The organism is Streptomyces sp. NPDC002730, assembly GCF_042888805.1.
GTDB lineage: Bacteria > Actinomycetota > Actinomycetes > Streptomycetales > Streptomycetaceae > Streptomyces.
Map to the genome: position 1 here is coordinate 93297 of NZ_JBIAQG010000021.1, position 6036 is coordinate 99332.

General features: G+C 68.3%; 7 protein-coding genes and 1 pseudogene. 3 read left to right on the forward strand and 5 right to left on the reverse strand.

Annotated features, from left to right (window positions below; translation table 11 throughout):
* Positions 1-385: 385 nt before the first annotated feature.
* Positions 386-646, forward strand: a complete 261-nt coding sequence (locus ACFYXH_RS38640) for a hypothetical protein (RefSeq protein ID WP_389573469.1) — start codon at positions 386-388, stop codon at positions 644-646.
* A gap of 54 nt (positions 647-700) precedes the next feature.
* On the opposite strand, the pseudogene ACFYXH_RS38645 reads toward ACFYXH_RS38640, so the two are convergent.
* Positions 701-886, reverse strand: a pseudogene (locus tag ACFYXH_RS38645) (MBL fold metallo-hydrolase); the annotation flags it as partial.
* Positions 887-944: 58 nt separating this feature from the next.
* Positions 945-1442: a hypothetical protein gene (locus ACFYXH_RS38650; RefSeq protein WP_389573472.1), complete on the reverse strand. Its 498-nt coding sequence runs from the start codon at positions 1440-1442 to the stop codon at positions 945-947.
* Positions 1443-1591: 149 nt separating this feature from the next.
* Here ACFYXH_RS38650 and ACFYXH_RS38655 point away from each other — a divergent pair, with 149 nt between their 5' ends.
* Positions 1592-1870, forward strand: coding sequence for a hypothetical protein (locus ACFYXH_RS38655; protein WP_389573474.1), 279 nt, complete (start codon positions 1592-1594; stop codon positions 1868-1870).
* Positions 1871-2174: 304 nt separating this feature from the next.
* Here ACFYXH_RS38655 and ACFYXH_RS38660 read toward each other — a convergent pair whose 3' ends face one another.
* Complete coding sequence (locus ACFYXH_RS38660) at positions 2175-3446, reverse strand: heparan-alpha-glucosaminide N-acetyltransferase domain-containing protein (RefSeq protein WP_389573476.1); 1272 nt, start codon at positions 3444-3446, stop codon at positions 2175-2177.
* 243 nt (positions 3447-3689) lie between these two features.
* Between ACFYXH_RS38660 and ACFYXH_RS38665 the strand changes: the two genes are divergently transcribed.
* Positions 3690-4589: an aminoglycoside phosphotransferase family protein gene (locus ACFYXH_RS38665; protein ID WP_389573479.1), complete on the forward strand. Its 900-nt coding sequence runs from the start codon at positions 3690-3692 to the stop codon at positions 4587-4589.
* Positions 4590-4670: 81 nt separating this feature from the next.
* Here ACFYXH_RS38665 and ACFYXH_RS38670 read toward each other — a convergent pair whose 3' ends face one another.
* A complete protein-coding gene (locus ACFYXH_RS38670; protein ID WP_389573481.1) occupies positions 4671-5141 on the reverse strand; it encodes a hypothetical protein in 471 nt (156 codons plus the stop codon).
* A 46-nt stretch (positions 5142-5187) separates the two neighbouring features.
* On the reverse strand, positions 5188-5871 hold the full coding sequence (locus ACFYXH_RS38675) for a response regulator (RefSeq protein ID WP_389573482.1): 684 nt from the start codon (positions 5869-5871) through the stop codon (positions 5188-5190).
* Positions 5872-6036 lie beyond the last annotated feature (165 nt).

Genomic DNA, 6036 nt, shown 5'->3' on the forward strand with positions numbered 1-6036 from the left:
CCGGCGTGGGCGAGCTGTGGCGCTCCCAGCGCCGCACAAATCGTCGGCGACAGCGCGCCACCCGTCCAGGGCTGCCGGCAGACCGGCACTCCCCCCACGCCGTATGGCGGGTGGGGAGGGGGATCGGATGTCGGTGACGCCGGCCGAACGGATCAGGCGGTGGGCTGCGAGCCCGGTGGTCCGCACCCCACGGGCGGGCGGCTCCCGGTGTCGTCAGCTGCCGATGCGTACCGCTCCGACCGCACCTGGTGTCAGCTGGGAAGACGAGCAGCCACTCGACCTCGTCGGGGGCCCCCGCACAGTGCAGCTGCGTCCTTCCCGCTGGAAGCGAATCCGGGAGCATCTCAACGCGGGGAATGCCGCCCGCGAGCTACGCACCGCGAGTGTGCCGGAGCGAGACCTTCCCGACCTCGAGGCCGGCTGCATCATTCCGGACAACCCGAAGGAGGCGAACGAGTTTTTCCTTCGCAAGGACGTCTACGCCGAGACGCTGCTACTGACCGGCGGAACCGCGGCCTTCCGGGAAGGAGCGAAGGAGATATTCGCCGTCACAAAGGACGGGCCGCCCGACGCCGCGACCGGACTTTACATTCCGGCGCCTGCAACTACCACGTTTGCCGATCCATCTACGACTGGGACGCACTGAATACGCGCAACTGGGAACAATTGCACGTGGAGTTCAGCCCACAATGGGCAAGATGACCCAGATCGCGTCCATTTCATCCAGCCGGACGTGTCGTTGCAGCTGTGCCAGCGTCCCGCTGCCCGCATCCACCCACACCCGAGTATCGCCGCTGGACACCAGGTAGCCAGAGCACGGATTGTCCACGCTCGGATAGGGCGTCGCGCAACCCGGAACGGTGAGACGGAGAAGATCGCTGGTCATCGAGGGTGCACGAGTCGGGGATGGTGGTCCGCGACATCAGCTGATCGGGCTGCCCGGCCTACGGCTTGACCGGCTCGATGGACGACCAGAACGGGGACTCGTCGCGCGGGGTCAGATCCGGCAGGCCGCTGGGGCCGCCGGGCTTGCCGGGAGTTCCCTCGGGGAAGGTCAGTTCGGACTTCGCCGCGCACGGCGAAGCAACACGCAGCCAGACGTTGCCGATGGCGCCGACCCCGAGGGAAACAGTGAAGCCGTCCGCGGTCTTGGCATTGACCGTGGGCATGGCCCGGTCGGAGTTCACGCTGGTGATGGTGAAGCCCTGCGCTTCCCAGTGGCGCTGCACCACACCCAGCAGGCTGCCGCGTCGCTGCTCCGAGATCTTGGTGGAGATGTAGCGGTTGCGGTGGACCGAGGTACTGCCGGTCGGCAGGTTCAGTCCGGTGCTACAGGCAACCTCGTTCGGCGTGTTGTAGCCCCACTTCACGGGTGGCTTGATCGCGTTCAGTGTGGCGTCAAGGATGTCCTCCGCCCGTTCCCCGGCGTGCTGCATGTCCATGCTTGATTCCTCTGCTGCAGGCGTCCGGTCCTTCGACGGTGAGTCCGGTCCGCACCCCGCCAGTGATACCGCCATCACGAGCGAGACGGTGAATCGGACGATGGTCGCTGATCGTTTCATCGCGGTTCCGTCACCTGGATGCTGTCCCCGTGTCCAGTGACGACGTTGCCGATGTTCTGCAAGGAAGTGGGTCCTTTCTCCGGGTCGAAGTAGTGGGAGTGCGCCGGGGTTTTGTCGGTGAGGAGACCGGTGAATCCCCTGTCCTCGCCCGGTTCCACGGCGAAGTGATGGCCGCCGAAGTGACGGCTGGACGGGTCCGTGCCGAACGCAAGCTTCCGATCACCGAACTCGCTGCCGGGGCCATGTACTCCAGTGGATTCCTGGGCGGCATTTTCGTCACCTGGTCATGTTCGGCGGCGCCGATGTAGACGTGGTCCGCACCCACGCCCAGTTCGCAGGCATCGACATGTGTCCCGTCCCCGTATCTCCGCAGTCGCTGTCACGCATGCGTAGCGCAGCAGTTTTACCGAGGTGGCGATTCGCGGACGCACCGCAGGTGCCCGGGAGGCGGGTTACGCCTGCCCGAGGTCGCGGCGAGGTCGCGGGTGATCCACGCCCCGGCGGCCGGGGTCGGGCTCGGGCGCCCTTTCGCCCGGAACCTTCAGGCCCGCCTGCTCTTCCAGCGTGTGGCCGGTGGCGAAGTCGACGACGGTCAGGGCGGCCCGTGCCGCGTCATCCGCGCGGGCTGGACGCCTCCAGGGCCGCTTCGCTCTCGGGCGTGGGCGCCTCCGGGGTCGCTCCGCTCTCGGGAGTCGGTGCCTTCCGGTTCGGCGTGATCACCTGAAGGGCCCATTCCAGCGGCCCGCGCCTGAGCGAAGTGGCGCGGAAGGCATACGCCCAGATGACACACCCCACCAGCGAGACGCCGCAGAACGCACCCAGGGCCGGCCAACCGTGCTGCGGTTGCAGCTCGGCCCGCGCGAGGACATGAGCGGCGTACACCGACAGGCCCATCGTCCCGACGACGGCCAGCGGGCGCAGGAGCAGTTCGAGCACGTGAAGGCGGCAGGCGGCCACGGCGAGGCCGATGAGCACCCAGCTGAACCCGATGTTGGCGACGGTCTCGAAGGGCGTCTGGCTGTAGGGATCGTCGACCAACAGCCAGGCCCAGGAGGTGCTGGGTATCGCGCCCGCCTGCTTGGCGAGCACGGCCTGCACCGGATCGGGGCCATTCACAGCGAACGCGTGGCTGTGGGCGATGGCCCGCAGCAGCACCTCGCGCCCGCCGCCGGGCCCCAGAGCCAGCGCGGACAGTCCGTGCCCGGCGAGCGTGGTCAGCGCTCCCCAACCGATGAGGCGGCCGGCGATGCCGGGTCGGCTCAGGTTTGCGACCCGGCCCAGTGCCATGCCGACGACCACGTAAGGGAAGTAGGTCAGCCAGGGGTATGCGCCGGACAGCAGCAGCGTATCCAGCGCCTCGCCGAATCCGGACCAGCTGGTGACGGCCTCGAAGCCGGGGTAGCGGCCGCGACCGATGGTGCGGTAACCGAAGTACGGCCCCAGGGCGTACGACAGGACGGGACCGAGGACCACGGAGACTGCGGCGACCGCGATCAGCGCGCGGGTGCGCAGGCGGGCGAGCGGCTCGGCGGCCAGGAAATACAGCGCGAAAAACGTGAGTATCACCGCTATCCCCGACCTCAGCTCCGTCAGCGCCAACCCGAGCGCCGCGAGCACGGCACACCGAATGAGGGTGCCGCGCAGCGCCCCGGCCGGCTGCGTGCGGGGCTTTGTGCCGCCGCGGGAGAGAGTGAGGGAGAGACCCGCGATCAGGGTGAAGATGGCGGGCGCGCGCCCGTCGAACGCGACCAGGAGATAACCCGCGCCCTCGGGCTTCACCGGGGGGCCGATGTGCGCGGCGAACATGGCGAACACGGCGATGGCGCGGGCAGAGTCCACGCTGAGCAGCCGCTTGTTGGCCGATGTTGCTGTACTTTCCTGCATTCTTGCTGCCCGCTCCCGCGTCTGTTCGTATCAACGGGCAGCGTTCAGGGACCGTCTGCGACCGATGCCGACAGAATGTCTGTGCGCCCATGCGGTCTTTAGGAGGACGAGTCGGCTCTCCAGGTTGCCTGGTCCTACAATCGGAAATCTTGGTTGGTGGGTGATGCGCGATCGGGCCGAGTCGCGGAGGTTGGCCTGCCACCCAACATCAGCCACCCGCCACTCCCGTTTCAGAAGGTGCTCATGTGCGCTGGCAAGATGCATGCCGACGAGGTGGACATCGATGCATCTCTTGTGCGCCGACTGCTCGCCGCGCAGTTTCCGCAGTGGGCTGACCTTCCCGTCGAGTTGGTCGACTCCGCCGGGACGTGCAACGCCATGTACCGGCTCGGCGAGGACATGGCCGTACGGCTGCCACGTGTCGAGTGGGCCGTCGCTGACGTGGAGAGGGAGTACGAGTGGCTGCCGCGGCTTGCCCCGCCGCTTCCGGTTGCCATTCCCGTCCCGCTCGAGAAGGGAATGCCCGCCGAGGGCTACCCCTGGCCGTGGTCCGTCTACCGCTGGCTCGACGGCGAGACCCCGGCCGTCGGCCGCATCGCCGAACCCGGCCTGCTCGCAAAGGATCTGGCGGAGTTCGTCGCCGCGTTGCACCGGATCGATCCCGTGGACGGGCCTCCTGCGGACCGCGGCGTACCCCTGGCGACGCGAGACGCTCCGACGCGCGCCGCGATCCGGGAACTGCACGGAATCATCGACACCGACGCGGCGAACGCCGCGTGGGATCTGGCCCTGCAGACCCCCGAGTGGCCCGGCCCTGCCGTATGGGTCCACGGAGATCTGCAACCCGGGAATGTGCTGACCGTCCGTGGACAGCTCAGCGCCGTCATCGACTTCGGATGCCTGGGCGTGGGTGATCCGGCCGTCGACCTGATCGTGGCGTGGAGCCTGCTGACCGCCGACACGAGGGAGGTCTTCCGGGCCGGCCTGCGGGTCGATGACGCGACCTGGGCGCGAGGTCGCGGCTGGGCGCTGTCGATCGCGCTCATCGAGCTTCCGTACTACCGGGACTCGAATCCCGTGATGGCGGCCACCGCGCGACACGTGATCCACGAAGTGCTCGCCGATCACGAGCACGCCCCATAAGGCGGACCGCGATCGGACCGCGATCGGACCGGAGCGGGACCAGCGGGCGGCGCTCCGGGCGCTCCGGGCGCGTGTTGCGGCTCAGGCGGCCATGCTCGTCCGCGCCGCAGTCATGAACGCGGTCTTGCTCGCCTCAAGGTGCTCGTTCACCTCGGTGTCGCCGATCTCTCGCCACACCGCCTGGTTGAGCGCCCGGCCGTAGACGTGAACGGGCGCCTGCAACGTCTCGTCGCAGAGCAGCACTACCGTCCGCTCCGCGGTCCACAGCGAGGTCATGACGCCCTGCGTGTGTGTCATCCAGCCTTCCTCGTCGTCACCCCACGGCTCGGGACGGCGATAGGCGGCCCGTTCGGCGTCCTGGGCGCATGCGATGAACTCCTTGATCGCCTGTAGCCGCTCCGCCCGGCGAACCTCCGCGGTGGCGGCGGACTGCCTCCGTTCCTCCGTTCGCTCGGCGGACCGTTGGGTGGCGCGCTGGGCGAAGGCCGTCAGTCCACCGCCGAGTACAACACCCGTGAGCGACAGGACCGATGCCCAGACTTCCCCAGCCACGCAATGCCCCCTCGAAGACTCTTCTGCCCATGAAACACCAGACAGGTCAGCCGATCCGCCGGTACCGCCGCTCCGGACGCCCCGTCCCCCCGTACCGCAGCGTCACCTCCACCCGACCCGTCTCCACGAAGTACTCCAGATACCGCCGCGCGCTGACCCGCGACAGTGAGCCCGCCTCCGCGCACTCCGTGGCCGAAAGACCGCCCGGGTGCTCCCGCAGGATGCGTTCCACCAGTTCCGCGGTGTGCGGCGCGAGGCCCTTGGGGAGTTCGCGGGAGCCCGGCGGACGCGTGCCGAAGATCTGGTCGACGTCCTCCTGGCGCGCCTCGCCCAGGCGGTCGAGGCGGGAGCGCAGCGAGGCCACGTGGCGCAGCTGTTCCTGCAGTGCCGCCTGGTTGAAGGGCTTGATCAGGTAGTGGAGGGCGCCCGCGCGCAGTGCCGCCCGCACAAGTCCCGCATCCCGCGCGGCCGTGATGAACAGGGCGTCCACGGAAGCACGTCCGTCACGCTCCTCGGCCGCGCGCAGCTCCCGCAGCACACTGATCCCGTCCATATCGGGCAGATAGATGTCGAGCAGTACGAGATCGGGCCGAAGCCTCTCGGCCGCGCGCAGCGCTTCGGTGCCGCAGTGCGCCACTCCGACGACCGTGAAGCCCTCCGTCGCCGACACATAGCGGCTGTGCAGCTTGGCGACCATGAAGTCGTCGTCCACCACCAGCACCGTCGTCACGCCGACACGCTAAGCCGCGACCACAAGGACCACAACGTCCGTTGATTCCGGAAGAGAGACAGCTTCTTAACTTGTTCTTTATCTTCCGGTCTCGAACAACGTCCCGAACGGGGTCACTCACCAGGGAGTTTGCCGGACGTGGGGGCGGCCTTCGTCTGATCCTGT

Excerpts from the sequence above, each read along its gene's own strand:
- ACFYXH_RS38650 (WP_389573472.1), bottom strand. The coding sequence starts at position 1,442 with ATGGACATGCAGCACGCCGGGGAACGGGCGGAGGACATCCTTGACGCC.
- ACFYXH_RS38660 (WP_389573476.1), bottom strand. The coding sequence starts at position 3,446 with ATGCAGGAAAGTACAGCAACATCGGCCAACAAGCGGCTGCTCAGCGTG.
- ACFYXH_RS38665 (WP_389573479.1), top strand. The coding sequence starts at position 3,690 with ATGTGCGCTGGCAAGATGCATGCCGACGAGGTGGACATCGATGCATCT.